Annotated in this window: 24 protein-coding genes; 18 read left to right on the forward strand and 6 right to left on the reverse strand. The window is 65.5% G+C overall.

The window, feature by feature from the left end; all coding sequences use genetic code 11:
* From rpsC to ACTQ49_RS03725, 18 genes are all read left to right on the forward strand, one after another.
* Positions 1-825: a 30S ribosomal protein S3 gene (gene rpsC / locus ACTQ49_RS03640; protein ID WP_441826478.1), complete on the forward strand. Its 825-nt coding sequence runs from the start codon at positions 1-3 to the stop codon at positions 823-825.
* 2 nt (positions 826-827) lie between these two features.
* A complete protein-coding gene (rplP, locus tag ACTQ49_RS03645) occupies positions 828-1,247 on the forward strand; it encodes a 50S ribosomal protein L16 (protein WP_441826479.1) in 420 nt (139 codons plus the stop codon).
* Complete coding sequence (gene rpmC / locus ACTQ49_RS03650) at positions 1,247-1,477, forward strand: 50S ribosomal protein L29 (protein WP_441826480.1); 231 nt, start codon at positions 1,247-1,249, stop codon at positions 1,475-1,477. Before rplP ends, rpmC begins: the two co-directional genes overlap by 1 nt.
* A 2-nt stretch (positions 1,478-1,479) precedes the next feature.
* Complete coding sequence (gene rpsQ / locus ACTQ49_RS03655; RefSeq protein ID WP_441826481.1) at positions 1,480-1,761, forward strand: 30S ribosomal protein S17; 282 nt, start codon at positions 1,480-1,482, stop codon at positions 1,759-1,761.
* A 423-nt stretch (positions 1,762-2,184) separates the two neighbouring features.
* On the forward strand, positions 2,185-2,553 hold the full coding sequence (gene rplN / locus ACTQ49_RS03660; protein WP_441826482.1) for a 50S ribosomal protein L14: 369 nt from the start codon (positions 2,185-2,187) through the stop codon (positions 2,551-2,553).
* A 1-nt stretch (position 2,554) separates the two neighbouring features.
* Entirely contained in the window at positions 2,555-2,926 is a 372-nt protein-coding gene (gene rplX / locus ACTQ49_RS03665) for a 50S ribosomal protein L24 (protein ID WP_441826483.1), read from the forward strand.
* Positions 2,926-3,552: a 50S ribosomal protein L5 gene (rplE, locus tag ACTQ49_RS03670; protein ID WP_441826484.1), complete on the forward strand. Its 627-nt coding sequence runs from the start codon at positions 2,926-2,928 to the stop codon at positions 3,550-3,552. The genes rplX and rplE overlap by 1 nt, the downstream gene beginning before the upstream one ends.
* A gap of 11 nt (positions 3,553-3,563) precedes the next feature.
* Complete coding sequence (locus tag ACTQ49_RS03675) at positions 3,564-3,749, forward strand: type Z 30S ribosomal protein S14 (RefSeq protein WP_441826485.1); 186 nt, start codon at positions 3,564-3,566, stop codon at positions 3,747-3,749.
* A gap of 185 nt (positions 3,750-3,934) precedes the next feature.
* A complete protein-coding gene (gene rpsH, locus ACTQ49_RS03680; RefSeq protein ID WP_441826486.1) occupies positions 3,935-4,342 on the forward strand; it encodes a 30S ribosomal protein S8 in 408 nt (135 codons plus the stop codon).
* Positions 4,343-4,370: 28 nt separating this feature from the next.
* Positions 4,371-4,913 (forward strand): 50S ribosomal protein L6, encoded by a 543-nt coding sequence (rplF, locus tag ACTQ49_RS03685; protein ID WP_441826487.1) that lies wholly within the window; start codon positions 4,371-4,373, stop codon positions 4,911-4,913.
* Positions 4,914-4,915: 2 nt separating this feature from the next.
* Positions 4,916-5,299 carry a 50S ribosomal protein L18 gene (rplR, locus tag ACTQ49_RS03690; protein ID WP_441826488.1) on the forward strand — a complete coding sequence of 128 codons (384 nt, stop codon included), beginning with the start codon at positions 4,916-4,918 and terminating at the stop codon, positions 5,297-5,299.
* Between the two features lie 23 nt (positions 5,300-5,322).
* Positions 5,323-5,931 (forward strand): 30S ribosomal protein S5, encoded by a 609-nt coding sequence (gene rpsE / locus ACTQ49_RS03695; protein ID WP_441826489.1) that lies wholly within the window; start codon positions 5,323-5,325, stop codon positions 5,929-5,931.
* Entirely contained in the window at positions 5,931-6,113 is a 183-nt protein-coding gene (gene rpmD / locus ACTQ49_RS03700) for a 50S ribosomal protein L30 (RefSeq protein ID WP_441826490.1), read from the forward strand. Before rpsE ends, rpmD begins: the two co-directional genes overlap by 1 nt.
* Before the next feature lies 1 nt (position 6,114).
* Positions 6,115-6,555, forward strand: coding sequence for a 50S ribosomal protein L15 (gene rplO, locus ACTQ49_RS03705; protein ID WP_441826491.1), 441 nt, complete (start codon positions 6,115-6,117; stop codon positions 6,553-6,555).
* 286 nt (positions 6,556-6,841) lie between these two features.
* On the forward strand, positions 6,842-7,825 hold the full coding sequence (locus tag ACTQ49_RS03710; protein ID WP_441826492.1) for an ABC transporter permease: 984 nt from the start codon (positions 6,842-6,844) through the stop codon (positions 7,823-7,825).
* An 11-nt stretch (positions 7,826-7,836) separates the two neighbouring features.
* Positions 7,837-8,787 (forward strand): ABC transporter permease, encoded by a 951-nt coding sequence (locus ACTQ49_RS03715; RefSeq protein WP_441826493.1) that lies wholly within the window; start codon positions 7,837-7,839, stop codon positions 8,785-8,787.
* Positions 8,784-10,910, forward strand: coding sequence for an ABC transporter ATP-binding protein (locus tag ACTQ49_RS03720; protein ID WP_441826494.1), 2,127 nt, complete (start codon positions 8,784-8,786; stop codon positions 10,908-10,910). The genes ACTQ49_RS03715 and ACTQ49_RS03720 overlap by 4 nt, the downstream gene beginning before the upstream one ends.
* A 272-nt stretch (positions 10,911-11,182) precedes the next feature.
* The gene (locus ACTQ49_RS03725) at positions 11,183-12,889 is read left to right on the forward strand and encodes an ABC transporter family substrate-binding protein (RefSeq protein ID WP_441826495.1); all 1,707 of its coding nucleotides are present in this window, start codon (positions 11,183-11,185) and stop codon (positions 12,887-12,889) included.
* 126 nt (positions 12,890-13,015) lie between these two features.
* On the opposite strand, the gene ACTQ49_RS03730 is transcribed toward ACTQ49_RS03725, so the two are convergent.
* The 6 genes from ACTQ49_RS03730 to ACTQ49_RS03755 all read right to left on the reverse strand — a co-directional run bounded on the left by ACTQ49_RS03730 (position 13,016) and on the right by ACTQ49_RS03755 (position 19,330).
* Positions 13,016-13,591 carry a hypothetical protein gene (locus ACTQ49_RS03730; RefSeq protein WP_441826496.1) on the reverse strand — a complete coding sequence of 192 codons (576 nt, stop codon included), beginning with the start codon at positions 13,589-13,591 and terminating at the stop codon, positions 13,016-13,018.
* A gap of 40 nt (positions 13,592-13,631) precedes the next feature.
* Positions 13,632-14,642 carry an ABC transporter ATP-binding protein gene (locus tag ACTQ49_RS03735; protein WP_441826497.1) on the reverse strand — a complete coding sequence of 337 codons (1,011 nt, stop codon included), beginning with the start codon at positions 14,640-14,642 and terminating at the stop codon, positions 13,632-13,634.
* Positions 14,635-15,588, reverse strand: coding sequence for an ABC transporter ATP-binding protein (locus ACTQ49_RS03740; RefSeq protein WP_441826511.1), 954 nt, complete (start codon positions 15,586-15,588; stop codon positions 14,635-14,637). Before ACTQ49_RS03740 ends, ACTQ49_RS03735 begins: the two co-directional genes overlap by 8 nt.
* Before the next feature lie 112 nt (positions 15,589-15,700).
* Positions 15,701-16,594, reverse strand: coding sequence for an ABC transporter permease (locus tag ACTQ49_RS03745; RefSeq protein WP_441826512.1), 894 nt, complete (start codon positions 16,592-16,594; stop codon positions 15,701-15,703).
* A 73-nt stretch (positions 16,595-16,667) separates the two neighbouring features.
* Entirely contained in the window at positions 16,668-17,597 is a 930-nt protein-coding gene (locus ACTQ49_RS03750; RefSeq protein WP_441826498.1) for an ABC transporter permease, read from the reverse strand.
* 98 nt (positions 17,598-17,695) lie between these two features.
* Positions 17,696-19,330 carry a peptide ABC transporter substrate-binding protein gene (locus tag ACTQ49_RS03755; protein WP_441826499.1) on the reverse strand — a complete coding sequence of 545 codons (1,635 nt, stop codon included), beginning with the start codon at positions 19,328-19,330 and terminating at the stop codon, positions 17,696-17,698.
* Positions 19,331-19,537: the final 207 nt, after the last annotated feature.

Raw genomic sequence — 19,537 nt, forward strand, 5'->3', positions numbered from 1 at the left:
ATGGGCCAGAAGATCAACCCGCATGGCTTCCGCCTCGGCATCACCACCGATCACAAGACCCGTTGGTACGCCGAGAAGCAGTACGCGGCCTTCGTCGGTGAAGACGTCAAGATCCGTCAGTACCTCCTGAAGAACCTGGAGCGTGCCGGCATCTCCTCGATCGAGATCGAGCGTCGTTCCGAGCGCGTGACCATCTTCCTGTACGCCGCCCGTCCGGGCATCGTCATCGGCCGCAATGGCGCCGAGGCAGAGCGCGTGCGCAATGCCCTGGAGAAGCTGACCGGCAAGCAGATCCAGCTGAACATCCTCGAGGTCAAGAACCCCGAGATCGATGCCCAGCTGGTTGCCCAGGGTGTCGCCGAGCAGCTGGGCGCCCGCGTGGCCTTCCGCCGCGCGATGCGCAAGGCGCAGCAGACCGCGATGCGTTCGGGTGCCCAGGGCATCCGCATCAAGTGCTCCGGCCGTCTGGGCGGTGCCGAGATGAGCCGTTCCGAGGGCTACCGCGAGGGTCGTGTCCCGCTGCACACGCTGCGTGCCGACATCGACTACGGCTTCTACGAGGCCCGCACCACCTTCGGCCGCATCGGCGTCAAGGTGTGGATCTACAAGGGCGACGTCACGGGCACCCGCGCCGAGCGCGCTGCCCAGAAGGCCGCTCGTGCAGCCGCCCCCGGCGCCAACCGTCGTGGTGGCCGCCGTCCCGACCGTCGTGGCGATCGCCCCGAGCGTGGCGGACGCCGCCGCGCCGACGAGGCGCGCAATGACAACAATGCCGGCGCCAAGGCAGAGGCCCAGGCCCCGGCAGCTGAGAACGCAGGAGCCTGAGCATGCTGATTCCTCGTCGTGTTAAGTACCGCAAGCAGCACCACCCCAAGCGTGATGGCATGGCCAAGGGTGGCACCAAGCTTGCCTTCGGTGAGTACGGGATCCAGGCGCTGGAGAGCTCCTACCTGACCAACCGTCAGATCGAGGCCGCTCGTATCGCCATGACCCGTCACATCAAGCGAGGCGGAAAGGTGTGGATCAATGTCTACCCGGACCGTCCGCTGACCAAGCACCCTGCCGAGTCCCGAATGGGCTCCGGCAAGGGTTCGCCCGAGTTCTGGGTGGCCAACATCAAGCCGGGTCGTGTGCTCTTCGAGCTCTCCGGTGTTGAGGAAGAGGTCGCTCGCGAGGCCATGCGCCTCGCCATCCACAAGCTGCCCTTCAAGGCTCGCTTCATCAAGCGCGAAGCAGGTGAAATCTGATGGCGAAGACCACCACCGCCGCCGAACTGCGCGGCCTCAGCCGTGACGACCTCAACGCCAAGGTCCTCGAGCTGAAGGAAGAGCTGTTCACGCTGCGCTTCCAGGCCGCCACCGGCCAGCTGGAGTCCCATGGACGTCTGCGCGAGGTCCGCAAGGACATCGCCCGGATCTACACCGTGCTCCAGGAGCGCAACCTGGGCATCGTTGACGACCCTGAGAAGAAGGCCTGATCATGAGCGAGAACACCAACGTCGAGACCGAGGCCCGCTCCGCCCGCAAGGTGCGCGAGGGACTCGTCGTCTCGGACAAGATGGACAAGACCATCACCGTGCTCGTGGAGGACCGCGTCAAGCACCCCCTCTACGGCAAGGTCATGACCAAGAGCGAGCGGCTCAAGGCCCACGACGAGAACAACGAGGCCGGCACGGGTGACCGTGTGCGCATCATGGAGACCCGACCGCTGTCGGCGACCAAGCGCTGGCGCCTCGTCGAGATCCTCGAGAAGGCCAAGTGATCCACGCCCTGTGCGTCTGATCTCCCGGAAGGGCCCGTCCACCAGGACGGGCCCTTCCCCTGTTGCGAGGTCGATTTGCCACCGGGTCGATTCGCCACCGGGCCGATTCGCCACAGGGTCGATTCGCCACCGGGCCGATTCGCCACAGGGTCGATTCGCCACCGGGTCGATTCGCCAGAGGGCCCCTTGGTCGTTTAGACTTGAGAAGTTGGCTTCAATCGCCCCAGCTGTGCGCTCAGGTGCACGCGGTGTGGGGGAGCCCTCCAGTCTCGAACGGGAGACCGTTCGTCGGGGGATGAGAGATCGTCCCTCTGCCTGCGGGCCTCACGGCTCGGGGTTGTCCACCCCTCCTGGCAAAATCCAGGGGGACCAGATCAAGCTCCACAAGGCCCTGCGGGGAACCGGTGGGGCAGAGGAGAATCAATGATCCAGCAGGAGTCGCGGCTCAAGGTCGCCGACAACACTGGTGCCAAGGAGCTCTTGTGCATCCGTGTTCTCGGTGGTTCCGGTCGCCGCTACGCCGGTCTCGGCGACACCATCGTGTGCAGCGTCAAGGACGCCATCCCCGGTGGCAACGTCAAGAAGGGCGAGATCGTCAAGGCTGTCATCGTTCGCACCGTGAAGGAGAACCGTCGCGCTGACGGCTCCTACATCAAGTTCGACGAGAACGCCGCCGTCATCCTGAAGAACGACGGGGAGCCCCGCGGCACCCGCATCTTCGGCCCCGTGGCCCGTGAGCTTCGCGAGAAGAAGTTCATGCGCATCGTCTCGCTTGCCCCGGAGGTGATCTGACATGAAGTCGCTCCACGTGAAGAAGGGTGACCGCGTCAAGGTCATCGCCGGCAAGGACAAGGGCACCATCGGCGAGATCATCGCCGTGGACATCGAGAACCAGCGCGTCACCGTCGAGGGCGTCAACATCGTCAAGCGTCACCTGCGTGACCAGGCGACCGCCTCCGGCCAGCAGACCAAGGGCGGCATCATCTCGTCCGAGGCCCCCATCCATGTCTCCAACGTCCAGCTGGTCATCGGTACCGGCAAGGACGCCCAGACCACCCGCGTCGGCTACAAGCGCGTCGAGGTCACCAAGCGTCGTCCCGACGGTTCGGAGTACACCACCACCCGTAGCGTTCGCATCGCCCGCAAGACGGGGGAGGAGATCTGATGAGCGCCGAGACCTACGCGCGCGAAATGCCGCGCCTGAAGCAGCGTTACCGCGACGAGATCCGTCCCGCCCTGCAGGATGAGTTCAAGTACGCCAACCCCATGCTGATCCCTGGCCTCACCAAGATCGTGGTGAACATGGGTGTCGGCGATGCCGCCAATGACTCCAAGGTCATGGACGGTGCCATCCGCGACCTGACCGCCATCACCGGTCAGAAGCCGCAGGTGACCAAGGCCCGCAAGTCCATCGCCCAGTTCAAGCTGCGCGAGGGCATGCCGATCGGCTGCCACGTCACCCTGCGCGGTGACCGCATGTGGGAGTTCGCCGACCGCCTGCTGACCCTGGCCCTGCCCCGAATCCGCGACTTCCGCGGCCTCAACGGCAACCAGTTCGACGGCCTGGGCAACTACACCTTCGGCCTGAACGAGCAGGTCATGTTCCTCGAGATCGACCAGGACAAGATCGATCGCGTGCGCGGCATGGACATCACGTTCGTCACCACCGCCTCCAACAATGAGGAGGGCAAGGCGCTGCTGAAGCACCTGGGCTTCCCCTTCAAGGAGGTCGACGACCCCAAGGCCAAGAAGGTGCGTCGCGGCCCGGCGTACTACAAGAAGAAGAAGTGAGGCGCTGAACCATGGCCAAGACAGCCCTGAAGGTCAAGCAGGCTCGTACCCCGAAGTTCGGCGTCCGCGCCTACACCCGCTGCCAGAAGTGCGGCCGACCGAAGTCGGTCTACCGCAAGTTCGGTCTGTGCCGCGTCTGCCTGCGCGAGATGGCACACAAGGGCGAGCTGCCCGGTGTGACCAAGTCGTCCTGGTGAGCCCAGCACGCTGAGAACTCGTGGCCGACGACGGGGAGCGATCCCCGTCGTCGGCTCACACCCGTCATCGCTTCGTTGGAGCGGTGGCCCCAAGAACTTCCCGGCCGCCGGTCGGGACATAGCGCGAAAGGTCATGTCTGGGTGGACCCGGCCATGAAACCGTCGCGAGGAAGTAGCAAACAGCCATGACAATGACTGATCCAATCGCAGACATGCTCACGCGTCTGCGCAACGCCAATCAGGCGTTCCACGACGAGACCTCCATGCCGAGCTCGAAGATCAAGGTGGGTATCGCCGAGATCCTCAAGCAGGAGGGCTACATCTCTGACTTCGAGGTGCTCGATCCCGCCGAGGGCGAGGTCGGCAAGACCCTCAAGATCACGCTGAAGTACGGCGACGATCGCAAGCGTTCCCTCGCGGGCCTGCGTCGCATCAGCAAGCCGGGCCTGCGCGTCTACGCAAAGTCGACCGCGCTGCCGAAGGTGCTGGGTGGGATGGGCATTGCCATCATCTCCACCTCGCAGGGCCTGCTGACCGATGGCCAGGCACACGCGAAGTCCGTGGGCGGCGAAGTGCTCGCCTACGTCTGGTGACCCGACGAGACTGATAAGGAGAATTTGAATGTCACGCATTGGCAAGCTCCCGATCACCGTCCCGTCCGGTGTTGAGGTGAAGCTTGACGGCCAGAATGTCGAGGTCAAGGGCCCCAAGGGCACCCTGACCCACGTCGTTCCTGAGCCCATCAAGATCCAGAAGAATGACGAGGGCCAGCTCGAGGTCGCTCGTCCCAATGACGAGCGCGAGAGCCGCTCGCTGCACGGCCTGACCCGCACCCTGGTGAACAACATGATCATCGGTGTGACCGAGGGCTACGAGAAGAAGCTCGAGATCGTCGGCGTTGGTTACCGAGTGATCTCCAAGGGCCCCAAGCAGCTCGAGTTCGCGCTCGGCTTCTCGCACCCCGTCATCATCGACGCGCCGGAGGGTGTCTCCTTCGCCGTCGAGAAGCCCACCGCCTTCAGCGTTCAGGGCATCGACAAGCAGGTTGTCGGCGAGGTCGCGGCCAACATCCGCAAGCTCCGCAAGCCCGAGCCGTACAAGGGCAAGGGCGTGCGCTACGCCGGCGAGGTCGTTCGCCGCAAGGTCGGAAAGGCTGGTAAGTGACCATGGCTATCTCACTGGCAGTCCGCAAGGGACTGGCTCCGAAGACCGCGTCGCGTGTGCGTCGCCAGACTCGTGGCCGCAAGAAGATCCAGGGTTCGGCCGAGCGTCCCCGCATGGTCGTCACCCGTTCCGCCCGTCACCTTGCCGTCCAGGTGATCGACGACGTCCAGGGCCACACCCTGGCATCGGCGTCCACCATGGAGGCCGCCGTCCGCGGCGCCGAGGGCGACAAGTCCGCCAAGGCCGCGAAGGTTGGTGCGCTGATCGCTGAGCGCGCCAAGGCCGCTGGCATCGAGAACGTGGTCTTCGACCGCGCTGGCAACAAGTACCACGGTCGCATCGCTGCGCTGGCTGACGCCGCGCGCGAGGCTGGCCTCGGGTTCTGATCACGACTGAAAGGCATATGACGATGAGTGAAACTCAGCGCCGCGGTGGCGGTGCCGGAGGCGAGCGTCGGGGTCGTGAGGACCGTCGAGGCAACGCCAAGCAGACCGAAGAGAAGTCGCAGTACCTCGAGCGCGTGGTTGCCATCAACCGCGTCGCCAAGGTGGTCCAGGGTGGCCGTCGCTTCAGCTTCACCGCGCTGGTCGTGGTGGGCGATGGTGAGGGCACCGTGGGCGTCGGCTACGGAAAGGCCAAGGAGGTGCCCGCGGCGATCGCCAAGGGCGTCGAGGAGGCCAAGAAGCACTTCTTCAAGGTGCCGCTGATCCAGCGCACCATCCCGCACCCGGTGCAGGGCGAGAAGGCTGCTGGTGTCGTGATGCTGCGTCCGGCTTCGCCCGGTACCGGTGTCATCGCCGGTGGCTCGGCTCGCGCCGTGCTGGAGTGCGCCGGCGTGCACGACGTGCTCGCCAAGTCCCTGGGCTCGCCCAACGCCATCAACGTGGTGCACGCCACCGTTGAGGCGCTGCAGAGCCTCGAGGAGCCCGAGCAGATCGCCAAGCGTCGCGGCAAGCCCGTCGAGGACGTTGCTCCCGCCGCGATGCTGCGGGCTCGCAAGGAAGGGGTGACCAACTGATGGCACGCCTCAAGGTGACCCAGTTGAAGTCGGGCATCGGCAGCAAGCAGAACCACAAGGACACCCTGCGCACGCTGGGTCTCAAGAAGGTTGGCGACGTTGCCGTCAAGGAGGACCGTCCCGAGATCCGCGGGATGGTCAAGGCTGTGCAGCACCTCGTTGCTGTGGAAGAGGTTGAGTGACATGGCGTTGAAGGTTCATCACCTGCGTCCTGCCCCCGGAGCCAAGACCGCCAAGACCCGTGTTGGTCGTGGTGAGGGCTCGAAGGGCAAGACTGCTGGTCGCGGTACGAAGGGCACCGGCGCGCGCAAGAACGTCCCCGAGGCGTTCGAGGGCGGCCAGATGCCGATGCACATGCGTCTGCCCAAGATGAAGGGTTTCAAGAACCCCTTCAAGGTGCAGTACCAGGTTGTCAACGTCGGCACCATCGCCGAGCTGTTCCCCGAGGGTGGTGCCGTCAGCGTCGATGACCTCGTCGCCAAGGGCGCCATTCGCAAGGGTCACCTCGTCAAGGTGCTCGGCAATGGCGACATCCAGGTGGCAGTCCAGGTGAGCGCCGACGCGTTCACCGGCTCCGCCAAGGAGAAGATCGAGAAGGCCGGCGGTTCGGTCACCGAGCTGTGATCGATCCGGTCTGAACAGGAGCGGGGCAGCGACATTCATGTCGCTGCCCCGCTCGTCATTCGTCACGGGGATTCGCGACGAGTTCAGTCCTTGACTAGTCACGGATGTGGAGCGTTCAAAGCGCTGAATGCTGAATCGATTCCGTGGGGTCAACTGATAATTTTACGGCCAGAACCGCTTCTGGACCGGCTGAGAACCTTGACTCAACCAAGGCTCGCGGGGCATTGTGGCCGACGCGACAAGGGTCAGGGATCGTGGCTCCCGCACCATCACAGAAAGGACGTCCGTGCTCCGCTTCTTGCTCCGGCGTCTGGCCAACTACGTGCTGCTGTTGTTCATCGCAGTCTCGGTGGCCTACCTGCTTGCATCGGTCTCGATGGACCCGCGCAATGCGTTCGACTGGCAGAACCCCAGCCTGAACCGTGATGCGGTCAACGCCACGTTGACCAGCTACAACATCAATCCCGACACATCGCCCCTGACCCGCTACGGCCGGTGGCTCAAGATGGTCTTCGGCTCCTGGGACTGGGGTTTCACGCCCAAGGGAGACTCGGTCAATGAGCTGCTGGGCACCCGGATCTGGGTCTCGCTGCGCCTGATGACGATCGGCACCCTGCTGGGCATCATCTGTGGCGTCGCGCTCGGCGCCTGGACCGCTGTGCGCCAGTACTCCTTCGCCGACCGCGCCGTCTCCTTCCTGGCCCTGCTGCTGATCTCCACCCCGGTGCTGGTGCTGGCCCCGAGCCTGCAGATGGTTGCCACCTGGATCAACACTGCCGTCGGCTACCCGCTGTTCGAGTTCATCGGCGAGACCGGCCAGGCGGGCGACTACTTCGGCGCCAAGCTGGTGGACCGGATGCAGCACCTGCTGCTGCCCACGCTCTCGCTCTCGCTGATGCAGATGGCCTCCTACTCGCGTTACCAGCGCAACCTGATGCTGGACACGCTGGGAGCCGACTATGTGCGCACCGCACGCGCCAAGGGCCTGCGCAAGGGCAAGGCCATCCGCCACCACGCGCTGCGCAATGCCATCATCCCGATGACCACCTACTTCGCCTTCAGCGTCGCGCTGGTCTTCACCGGCGCAGCGCTGACCGAGAAGATCTATGGCTGGCACGGCATGGGTGCCTACTCGGTCGAGTCGATCACCGCCCAGGACATCAACGGCACCGCCGCCGTCGTGGCCTTCTCCGGCGTGTGTGTCCTCGCCTGCGCGCTGTTGTCCGACATCCTGATCGCCGCCATCGACCCGCGCGTGCGCACGAACTAGGAGCTGGCCAGATGAGCAATCTCGAACCCGAGGCCTCCTCGAAGACCGAGGTGGAAGCCACCGCGGCGGCCGTCGACCACCTCGTGGACGACGAGAAGCACCTGTCTCGTGGACGGCTGATCCTCAAGCGCTTCTGGCGCCCGCTGGGCGCCAAGATCGGTGTCTTCGGTCTGTCCCTGGTGGTGCTGGCGGCCATCATCGGCCCACACATCGGCCAGTGGCGCTTCGACGACGTAGACAACGAATGGTTCCTCTCCCCGCCGTCGAACCTGCACTGGTTCGGCACCACCCAGGGTGGTCGCGACGTCTTCGCCATGACCATGCAGGGCCTGCGCAAGTCGCTGATCATCGGCTTCTCCGTCTCCTTCCTGGTGACCGCCATCGCGGCGTTGGTCGGTGCCGCAGCTGCCTTCTTCGGCGGCAAGGTGGAGAAGGCCATCCTGTGGATCATCGACATGATGCTGGTGATCCCGTCCTTCCTGATGATCGCCATCATCAGCCAGAACACCGGCGGCCAGAAGGGCTCCACCTGGCTGTTCATCCTGCTGCTGGTGGCCTTCAGCTGGATGCTGAGCGCCCGCGTGGTGCGCGCCATGACGCTGAGCGTGGTCAACCTGGACTACGTGAATGCCGCCAAGTTCATGAGCGTCCCGTCCTGGGCCATCATCACCAAGCACGTGCTGCCCAACATCTCGTCCTACCTGATCATCGACGCCACGCTCGCCGTGGCCAGCGCGATCATCAGTGAGACCGCGCTGAGCTACTTCGGCTTCGGCGTGCAGTCCCCGGACACGTCGCTGGGCACGCTGCTGGGTGAGGGCACCCAGATGGCCACCACCTTCCCGTGGGTCTTCCTGGCCCCGGCCACGGTGCTGGTGATCACGCTGCTGTCCGTCAACTTCATCGGTGACGCCCTGCGCGACGCCATCGACCCGTCGTCCAAGTCCGGAGGCCAGGCATGAGCCACGCCGCTGTCAACCCCGCCCGCTTCCGCAACGAAGGCAATTTGCCCACCGCAAGTGCGGGCGTCCCTGCCCTGCAGGTGGCCGACCTCAACGTGCGCTTCCCGTCGGAGGACGGCGTGGTGCACGCCGTTCGTGGCGTGAACCTGCAGGTGGACGCCGGCGAGGTGCTCGCCATCGTCGGTGAGTCCGGTTCCGGCAAGTCCGTGACCTCGATGGCCGTCATGGGCCTGCTGGACGAGAACGCCCGCGTGGACGGCTCGGTCAAGCTGCACGGCACCGAGCTGATCGGCCGCGACGACAACTGGATGAGCAATGTGCGGGGCCGCAAGGTCGCCATGATCTTCCAGGACCCGCTGTCCGCCCTGACACCGGTCTACACCGTCGGTGACCAGATCGTCGAGGCCCTGCAGATCCACCAGGAGATGGACGACGACGCGGCCCACGCGCGCGCGATCGAACTGCTGCGCATGGTGGGCATCCCGAACCCGGAGGTGCGCGCCAAGGCCTTCCCGCACGAGTTCTCCGGCGGCATGCGCCAGCGCGTGGTGATCGCCATGGCGATCGCCAACAATCCCGACGTGATCATCGCCGACGAGCCCACCACGGCCCTCGACGTGACCATCCAGGCGCAGGTCATCGACCTGCTGAAGGTGGCACAGCGGGAGACCGGCGCGGCCGTCATCATGATCACCCATGACCTGGGCGTCGTGGCGGGCATGGCCGACAAGGTGGCCGTGATGTATGCCGGGCGCGTCGTCGAGGCCGCCGACGTGGGCGACATCTTCTACCGCACCCGGATGCCCTACACCATCGGTCTGCTCGGATCGCTGCCCCGCCCGGACATGAGCCGCGACGAGATGCTCACCCCCGTGGAGGGCAATCCGCCGTCGCTGCTGAAGCTGCCGCCGGGCTGCCCCTTTGCACCGCGCTGCCCGATGGCCTCCGACGAGTGCCGACGGGACGAGCCGGCCCTGGCGGAGACCGACAAGGCCGGGCACTTTGCCGCCTGCGTCAAGGTGAACCAGATCATCGACGGCGACCTCACCTACCAGGACATCTACCCGATTCCGAAGGTGCGGGCCAGCGAACTGACCGCCCTGCCGCGCGAGCAGCGCGAGGAGGTGCTGCGCGTCGAGGGCTTGGTGAAGACCTTCCCGCTCACCAAGGGCGCGGTCTTCAAGCGTCGCGTGGGCACGGTGCACGCCGTCGACACCATCGACCTGGACATCCGGGCCGGTGAGACCCTGGGTCTGGTGGGGGAGTCGGGTTGCGGCAAGACCACCACGATCATGAGCATCCTCGAGCTGAAGAAGCCGGAGAGCGGCCGGGTGGTCGTGATGGGCAAGGATGTTGCGGAACTGAACGGATCCGGCCGCAAGGCGGTCCGTCAGGACCTGCAGGTGGTCTTCCAGGACCCGATGGCCTCCTTGGACCCGCGCATGCCGGTCTCCGAGATCCTGGCCGAGCCGTTGAAGTACAACGGCTACCCGAAGGCGAAGATCGAGGGCCGCGTGCGTGAGCTGATGAAGCTCGTCGGTCTGGAGCCCGCCCACGCCAACCGCTACCCGCGCAACTTCTCCGGTGGGCAGCGCCAGCGCATCTGCATCGCGCGAGCCCTGGCCCTGGAGCCGAAGCTGCTGGTGCTCGACGAGCCGGTCAGTGCGCTGGACGTCTCCATCCAGGCCGGTGTGCTGAACCTGCTGGAGCAGCTGCGCGTCGAGCTGGGTCTGAGCTACCTCTTCGTCGCCCATGACCTGTCCGTGGTGCGCCACATCGCCACCCGCGTGGCGGTGATGTACCTGGGCCACATCGTGGAGATCGGCGACGTGGACGACGTCTTCGATGCCCCTCAGCACCCCTACACCCAGGCGCTGCTCTCGGCGATCCCGGTTCCCGACCCGGCCAAGGAGGCCACCCGCGACCGGATCGTGCTCACGGGAGACCTGCCCAGCCCGGCGAACCCGCCGGCCGGCTGCCCCTTCCACACTCGCTGCCCCAAGTACCAGACGCTCGACGAGCAGCACCGTTCCCGTTGCGACTCCGAACGGCCGGCACTGTTGGTGCAGGGTGCCGACCAGGAGGTTGCCTGCCACTATCCGGAGGCCCTGCAGGTCTTCTGATCGACGGCCGGCTGCCGCGATCGCTGTGTCCACAGGGATGTCTGCCTTATAGAAGTGCCCCTTCCCCGAGCCATCGCCGGGGGAGGGGCATTCTTCATGCACCGGAGGCGTTCATCACTCCGGCATCGCCGCTGCGGCTAGGGGAATCACGGTCACGTAACGATGTGGACACGAGCCCGTCACAACTGTTTGCCTCGCGTACGCCATGTCGTAGGTTTCCATCATCGGACGCACCAGTGTGGGTGGCGTCCACGATCATCTCGGAGGTCATTGTGCGCAAGCCCGCATCAGCGGTCGCCCTGCTCGCCGTCGGAGCCCTGGCTCTCTCGGCCTGTGGCGCCCCCACGTCGAGCACCGGAGGCAACACCACCAGCAATGAGGGTCCCGCGCTCTCGGCGATGAACGAGAAGCCCCGCGAGGAGCTCAAGGAGGGCGGTACCGTCCGCTTCGCCATCAGCTTCCTGCCCCCGGACTGGAATACCTCCAGCATCGACGGCAATGGTGTGGACAATGACACGATCTCCGAGTACACCCAGCCGGTGAACTTCCTCTACGAGGACGACGCCTCCATCAAGGAGAACAAGCCCTTCCTGGAGAGCTACGACGTCCAGGAGCCCAAGGACGGCAAGGGCCAGGTGGTCACGCTGCACCTGAACCCCGAGGCCAAGTGGAATTCGGGCCGCACCATCGACTGGACCGACTACGAGGCCACCTGGAAGGCCAACAACGGCTCCAACCCCGAGTTCAAGCCGGCCACCACCGACGGCTTCTCCGAGATCGTCAGCGTCGCCAAGGGTGAGAAGGAGACCGACGTCGTCGTCACCTTCAAGGCCGCCTACCCCGACTGGTCTGCCGTGCTGTCCAGCGTGCAGCCCAAGGAGGGCGTGGCCACTCCCGAGCTGTACAACAAGGGCTGGACCACGTACAACCCCGACTGGGCCAGCGGCCCCTTCATCTTCGACAAGCTGGACAAGGCCCAGAAGATGGTGACCTTCAAGCGCAACCCCAAGTGGTGGGGCAACCCAGCGCTGCTCGACTCGGTGAGCTTCCGCCAGCTGGAGACCCCGGCCGACGTCAACGCCTTCGCCAACAATGAGATCGACGTCGTCGAGACCATGATCAACGCGACCGCGGTGAACACGGCCAAGAAGCGTTCCGACGCCGACATCCGCGCCGCAGGTTCGCGTCAGTGGCGTCACTTCACCTTCAACACGAAGTCGGGCCACCTGGCAGACATCAACGTGCGTCAGGCGATCGTGAAGGCCACCAACCGCGAGGCCATCACCAAGTCCGACCTGGTGGGCCTGCCGGTTAACCCCTCCGAACTGATGCTGGGCAACCACTTCTTCATGCCCGGCCAGGAGGGTTACGAGGACAACTCCGGTGACTTCAAGTACGACGTCGAGGCGGCCAAGAAGCAGCTCGACGAGGCCGGCTGGAAGCTGCCCGAGGGCAAGACCATCCGCGAGAAGGACGGCAAGCCGCTCGTCGTGAAGTACACGATGCTGACCGGCATTCCCACCAGTGAGAACGAGGGCAAGCTGCTGCAGAAGGACCTGGCGGCCGTGGGCATCGACCTCAAGTTCGTGAACATCGCTCCCGATGACATGAGCAAGAACCTGCGCGCCCACAGCTTCGAGATCCTCGCGTTCACCTGGCAGGGCACCCAGTACCCGATGAACAATGTGCGTCAGATCTACGGTGCCAAGACGGCCGGTAGCAAGGAGCCCTCGGAGTCGAACTACGCCCAGCTGGTCGATCCCGAGATCGAGAAGCTGATCCCGCAGATCGACACCGAGCCGGACAAGGCCAAGCGCGCCGAGCTGGTCAACCAGGTGGACAAGATCATCTGGGAGCAGGTGCACACCCTGCCGATCTACCGTCGTGTGGGTTACACCGCTGCCCCGAAGAACCTCGCCAACATCGGCGCGGCCACCTTCAAGGAACTGCCGAAGGAAGACATCGGCTACGTCAAGTGATCGGCGATCACTGACCGTGGGCCGCTGAACACGACGGACCACAACCGGCCACGGGCCCGGTTCCCTGATGAGGGAGCCGGGCCCGTGGCCGCTTGTCACGCCTTCAGGGTGTAGCGCTTTCAGGCCTCAGAGCAGGGTCAGGCCCGCGGCGATGGCCAACACGGCCAAGACAGCGATGCGCGGCCAGCGGACCACGTGCTGGACGCACTGTCCGCAGTCGGGGCGACCATGCCGGATTCGGGCCTCCTCGCCGATCAGGAGCTCCGCGGCACGGGCATCCAGGTCGAAGTACAAAGGGGCAGCGTCCGGACGAGCCGTTTGCAGGTCGCGGACACCAGCCGCACGGCCCTGCGCCATCGAGGCACCGCTGCGGGCAGGGGCGGCCCAGGCGCGATAGCTACGGCCTTGGGCGTCGACGCTGATGCCCCACGAGTTGCGGACACCGGTGACGGCATCCCAGCCGATGTCGGTGCGAGTCAGCGGATTGTCGAGCCGTAGCCGATCAGCCCCCAGCTCGATGCTTGCCGCTGACCAGAGCAACCAGCAGATCATCACGACCAGCGCCAGCCACGGGAGAGCCCGCAGCGCAGCGACTGGACCGCCCAGGACCAGCTCCGCCACCAGCAGGCCGATGGCCAGGGCAGCGGCGAGGCGGAAACCCCACCGGCCCACGGTGGACTGGATCACGACGACGGGACGCATGGATCCATTCTGCCCCTCCACCGGGCCGGCCGGGGTCCGGTCAGTCGACGGGAACCACGCGGCGCACCTGGGCGTGGTGACAGGCGCTGGGGTGCGCGCCCACCCCGTCTGGGCGATCCTCCAGCACGGGGAGCTGCTGGGAACAGACCTCGGTGGCCTTCCAGCACCGGGTGTGGAAGCGGCAGCCCGACGGCGGGTTGGCCGGGCTGGGAACATCGCCACTCAGCATGATCTGCTCGCGCTTTCCGCGCAGCTCCGGGTTGGGCAATGGGACGGCGGAGAGCAGCGCCTGGGTGTACGGGTGCGTCGGGCGCTCATAGATCTGTTCCTCGTCGCCCAGTTCCACCATCTTGCCCAGGTACATCACGCCCACCCGGTCGGAGATGTGGCGCACCACGGCCAGGTCGTGGGCGATGAAGACATAGGCAAGCCCCAGTTCGTCCTGGAGCCGCTCCAGCAGGTTCACCACCTGGGCCTGCACGGAGACGTCCAGGGCGCTGACCGGCTCGTCGCAGATCAGCACCTTCGGGTTGAGCGCGATGCCGCGCGCGATCCCGATGCGTTGGCGCTGGCCACCCGAGAACTGGTGCGGGTAGCGGTTGATGTGCTCGGGATTGAGGCCCACCTGTTCCAGCAGCTCCTGCACCCGCTGCCGTCGTCCGCCCTTGCCCACCGCGTCGGGATGGATCTCGAAGGCCTCGCCGATGATGTCTCCCACGGTCATGCGGGGGTTCAAGGAGGTGTAGGGATCCTGGAAGACGATCTGGATGTCACGCCGGAGGCGCCGCAGGGCAGCCCCCTGCTTGTCGTGCAGGCTCTCACCCTGGAAGGTGATGGTGCCGTCGGTCGGGTCCTCCAGGCGCATCAGGAGCCGCCCCAGGGTCGACTTGCCACAGCCGGACTCGCCGACGATGCCCAGGGTCTCACCGGGATGCAGGTCCAGGTCCACCCCGTCGACGGCCTTGACATGGCCCACCGTTCGGCGAATGACGCCGTCCTTGATCGGGTAGTACTTCGTGAGTCCGCGCGCGGACAGGATGGGCTCAGCCATGGAAGACCTCCTGGGCAAAATGGCAGGCGCTGGCACGGTTGGGGGAAGCCGCCGGATCAGGAACGGGAAGCAGGGCCGGCGGTTCTCCACTGCGGCACTGGTCCGTGGCCCGGGGACAGCGCGGGTGGAAGGCACAGCCCGCGGGCATGGCCAGCAGGTTTGGCGGAAGGCCACCAATGGCCTGCAGGGTGCCGCCCTTCTGGTCGAGCCGCGGGATCGAGTCGATCAGCCCCTTGGTGTAGGGGTGAGCGGGACGTGAGTAGATGTCCGCCACGTCAGCAGTCTCCACCATCCGGCCGGCGTACATCACATTGATCCGGTCGGCGACGTCGGCCACCACGCCCAGGTCATGGGTGATCAGGATCAGACCCATGCCGGAATCGTCCTGCAGCTCCCGCAGGAGCCCCATGATCTGAGCCTGGACGGTCACGTCGAGGGCGGTGGTGGGCTCGTCGGCGATCAACACCTCCGGCTCCAGCGCGATGGCCATGGCGATCATGATGCGTTGGCGCATGCCGCCACTGAACTGGTGTGGGAAGGCCTTCACCCGTTCCTTGGCGGCGGGGATCTGCACCTTCTCCATCAGACGCACGGCCTCGGCCATGGAGTCGGACTTGTTCATGCCCCGGTGCACTCGGAACATCTCGGCGATCTGCCACCCGACTGGGAAGACCGGGTTCAGCGAGCTCAACGCGTCCTGGAAGATCATCGAGACCAGCGGCCCGCGGGTTGCCCGTCGCTGCTTCTCGGGCAGTTGCAGCAGGTCCACGCCGCGGTAGACCACCTTGCCGCCCGTCACGAAGCCGGGTGGCGAGTCGATGATGCCCATGATGGCCTGGGCGGTGACTGACTTGCCCGAGCCGGACTCGCCCAGGATGGCCAGGGTCTCACCCTGATCCAGATGGAAGTCCACGCCATTGATCGCCTTGGCGATCCCGGACCGCATCCGGAACTCGACGTGCAGGTCCTCGACCCGTAGCAGGGGAGCGTCCCAGTCGAAACCGATCCGGTCCACGCCGATGCTGGTCCGGCGGTTGGTCTGTGTTGCTGTCATCGTCTCACCGCAGCTTCGGGTCGAGGGCGTCGCGAATCACTTCGCCCAGCAGGATGAAGGCCAGGACGGTGAGCGACAGGAAGAGGGACGGGAAGGCCAGCATCCACGGTGCGGACTGGATGTACCCCAGTCCCGAGGCCTCGCTGATCGCGATGCCCCAGCTGATCACCGGAGGGCGCAGTCCGATGCCGAGGAAGCTGAGCGTGGCCTCCACGGCAATGTAGGAGCCCAGGTTGATCGTGGCCACCACGAGCACGGCGGCCATCGCATTGGGCAGGATGTGGCTTCGGATGATCCGCCACGGGCTGGCCCCGAGTGCACGGGCAGCCTGGACGTACTCATTGGGCTTGACCTGCAGGACCGACGAGCGCATGAGGCGCGCGATGCTCGGCCAGCCCAGCACCACCAGCGCGGCCACCACCTTGGCGACGACCACCAGGTAGGGGGTCTCCGAGTTGCTGGGGAAGGAGTAGAGGATCACGATGCCACCGAGCAGCAGCGGGATGGCGAAGAAGATCTCGCCCAGCCGGGACAGCAGCGTGTCGAGCCAGCCCCCGGCATAGCCGGCGATCACGCCGACGATTCCGCCCAAGAGCGTGGTGCCCAGGGTGGTGAGCAGGCCCACCAGGATCGAGGCGCGGGCACCGTACACCGTGCGCGCATAGACATCGCAGCCCTGCAGATCGGTGCCGAACCAGTGGGTTGCGTTGGGCGCCTCGCGGGCGATCTGCAGGTCGCAGGCGTACGGATCGGTGCGGGTGAACAGCCCCGGGGCAATGGCCATGACCACCAGGATGATGATCATCACGACGGAGAACCAGAACATGGGCTTGCTGCGCATTTCCAGCCACGCGTCGGTCCACAGGGAGAGGGCCTTTTCGGGTTGACTTGCGGGCATGCCGGGGCCGGGCTCGTCGACGGACAGAGCGGCTGGGGCTGCGCCGTCGGCCAGCGGCGGGAGGTTCGTGTACTCAGTCATGGGCAATCCTCGGGTCGAGCACGCTGTAGAGGATGTCGACGATCAGGTTCATCAACAGGTACACCAGCACGAGGCAGGTGACCGCGCCGACGACGGAGATGCCGTCGCGCTGGTTGATGGACCGGAAGATGAAACCGCCGATTCCGTTGATGTTGAAGATGCGTTCGGTGACGATGGCGCCGCCCATCAGTGCCCCGAAGTCATAGCCCATGAAGGTGATGACCGGGATCAGCGAGTTGCGCAGGGCGTGCACGCCGATGGTGCGGCCATTGCTGAGCCCCTTGGCACGGGCGGTGCGCACATAGTCGGCGCGGAGGTTCTCCACCAGATTGGTTCGCGTCAGGCGTGCCACATAGGCGACGGACAGTGAGCCGAGCACCAGGCCGGGCAGGATCAGCTGCTGGAGGGTGCCCTGGCTGGCGGTCACCGGGATCACGTCGTTCAGGCCAGTCTTGAGCACCCCGAACTGGGCCATGCTGCCGATCACGAAGACCGGGATGGAGATGACCACGAGGGTGGAGACGGTGACCAGGTTGTCCAGGAACTTGCCCTTGCGGATGCCGGCCAGCACGCCGGCGGTGATGCCGATGAGGGCCTCGAAGAGCAGCGCGATGAGCGCCAGCTTGACCGTGGTGGGGTAGCGCACGGCCAGTTCGGAGGCCACCGAGTTCTGGTAGAAGTTGACGCCCAGGTCGCCCTGGACGAGCTTGCCCAGGTAGAGGGCGTACTGGACCAGCAGTGGCTTGTCCAGGTTGTACTCGGCCTTGAATGCCTCGATGTAGGCGGGGCTGCAGTCTCGTTCGCCGCAACGCCCCACCCAGGGATCGCCGGGCAGGGCGAAGACCATCAGGTAGAGCAGGAAGGTGGCGCCGATCACCACCGGGATCATCTGCACCAGGCGGCGCAGGACATACTTGAGCATCTGGGACTTCTCCTCACACACCACACGATGCGGTGGTGCACCGGGATCCTCCGGCGCACCACCGCATCGTGGACGTCAAGATTGCTTGTCTGACCGGGTCACTTGACGCTGATGGCGCTCAGGTCGAGGGTTCCGAAGGGGGTCACCTTGACATTGGTCACCTTGCTGGACCAAGCCACCGGGGTGGCGGCGCTCCACAGCGGGGTCACCGGCATGCCGTCGGCGAGCATGGCCTCGGCCTCCTGGTAGAGCTTGTTGGCCTCCTCCGGCGTCTTGGCGGCGGCTGCCTCGACGAGCTTCTTGTCGAAGGCCGGGTTGTCGTACTTGGCGTCATTCGAGGCCGCGTTCTTGGTGTAGAGCGGCGTCAGGAAGTTCTCGATCGACGGGTAGTCCATCTGCCAACCGCTGCGGTGGGCGCCCTTCAGCTCGCCGGCCTTGATCTGGGTGCGCAGGGTCTTGAAGTCAGGCGTGATGTTGACCTGGCAGTTCATCCCCAGGTTGGTCTTCAGCTGGTTGCAGACCGCGTCGGCCCACATCTTGTGGCCACCGTCGCCGTTCACGGAGATCTGGAAGACACCCTTGTAGCCGCCAGCGGCATCGTAGGCCTTCTTCGCAGCGTCCTTGTCGAAGGTGCAGGCATCACCGCAGGCGCCGGCCTTGTACCCGTCGACGACGGGGGAGACCCAGCCGTCGGCCGGGGTACGCGTGCCGTTGAAGACCTTGTCGGTGATGGTGGCGCGGTCGATCGCCTTGCTGATCGCCTTGCGCAGCTCCACATTCTTGAGCTGCTCGTCATTGGGCGTGAAGGTCAGGGTCTGGTGCACACCCGACTCGCGCACCGTGGTGCGGTCCTCGCCCAGCTGGGACTTCCACTGGTCGCCCACCAGCTGGTCGGCGGGGATGATGTCGGTGAAGTCGAGCTGGTCGGCAACCACCTCGGTGAAGGCAGCCGCGGCATCGTTGTAGATGCGGTAGGTCACCTTGTCCACGTGCGCGGGGAACTTGCCGGTGTACTCGGCATTCTTCTCCATCACGATCTCGGTGGCCGTGTTGCTGGTGATCTTGAAGGGGCCGGCGCCGATCGGCATCTTGCCGAACTCGGTGGACTTCGGATCCTTGAAGAAGGCCTCCGGCTGCGGCACGAAGGCCGAGTAGCCCAGGCGTACCGGAAGGTTCGAGACCGGCTCGCTGGTGGTGATGGTGAAGGTGGAGTCGTCCACCACCTTGAGACCGCTCATCGTCTGGGCCTTGGGCTTGGTCTTGCACTCCTCATCTGCGCACTGGACGTCGGCGAAGCCCTGGACGGGCTCGAAGAAGTAGCCGTTCTGCTGTCCATTGGGGGCGTAGGCGGCGAAATTCCAGGCGTCGACGAAGCTCTTGGCCGTCACCGGGGTGCCGTCGGAGAACTTGCGGTCCTTCTGGAGCTTGACCGTGAAGACCTTGTTGTCGGAGGTCTCGATCGACTCGGCGAGGTCCATCTCCGGTTCCGCGGTCTCCGAGTTGTACCGGACCAGCTTGGAGGTCACGGCGTCGATGACATTGCCTCCGCACACCTCGGTGGTGTTGGAGCCGAGCAGCGGGTTCTCCGGGGTGCAACCGCGGATCGTGATCTCACCACCGGACTTGGCAGCGCCGTCGCTGCCGGAGCCGGACTCGGTGGAGCCACCACCACAGGCACTCGTCGCAAGGGCGACGGTGACCATGGCGACGGCCAGAGTGCGAGGTGCTCGCATGGGGGCCTCCTGGTCGCGGGGCCGATGGCCCCGTGGATTGGACTGGTGCCCGACGTCCGCTACGGCGCGTCGTCATGGGCAGGTGGCCAAAAGCTACTAGGCCGTGTTGCTAAATGTGGGTGTGGAGCCTTCGGGTGATTCTTGAGTCGTGTCGCGAGATGTCATCACGGACGAGGTCTGGGAGCTGATCCGGGACGTGTTCCCGCC

The organism is Luteococcus sp. Sow4_B9 (assembly GCF_052116585.1).
Classification (GTDB): Bacteria; Actinomycetota; Actinomycetes; order Propionibacteriales; family Propionibacteriaceae; genus Luteococcus.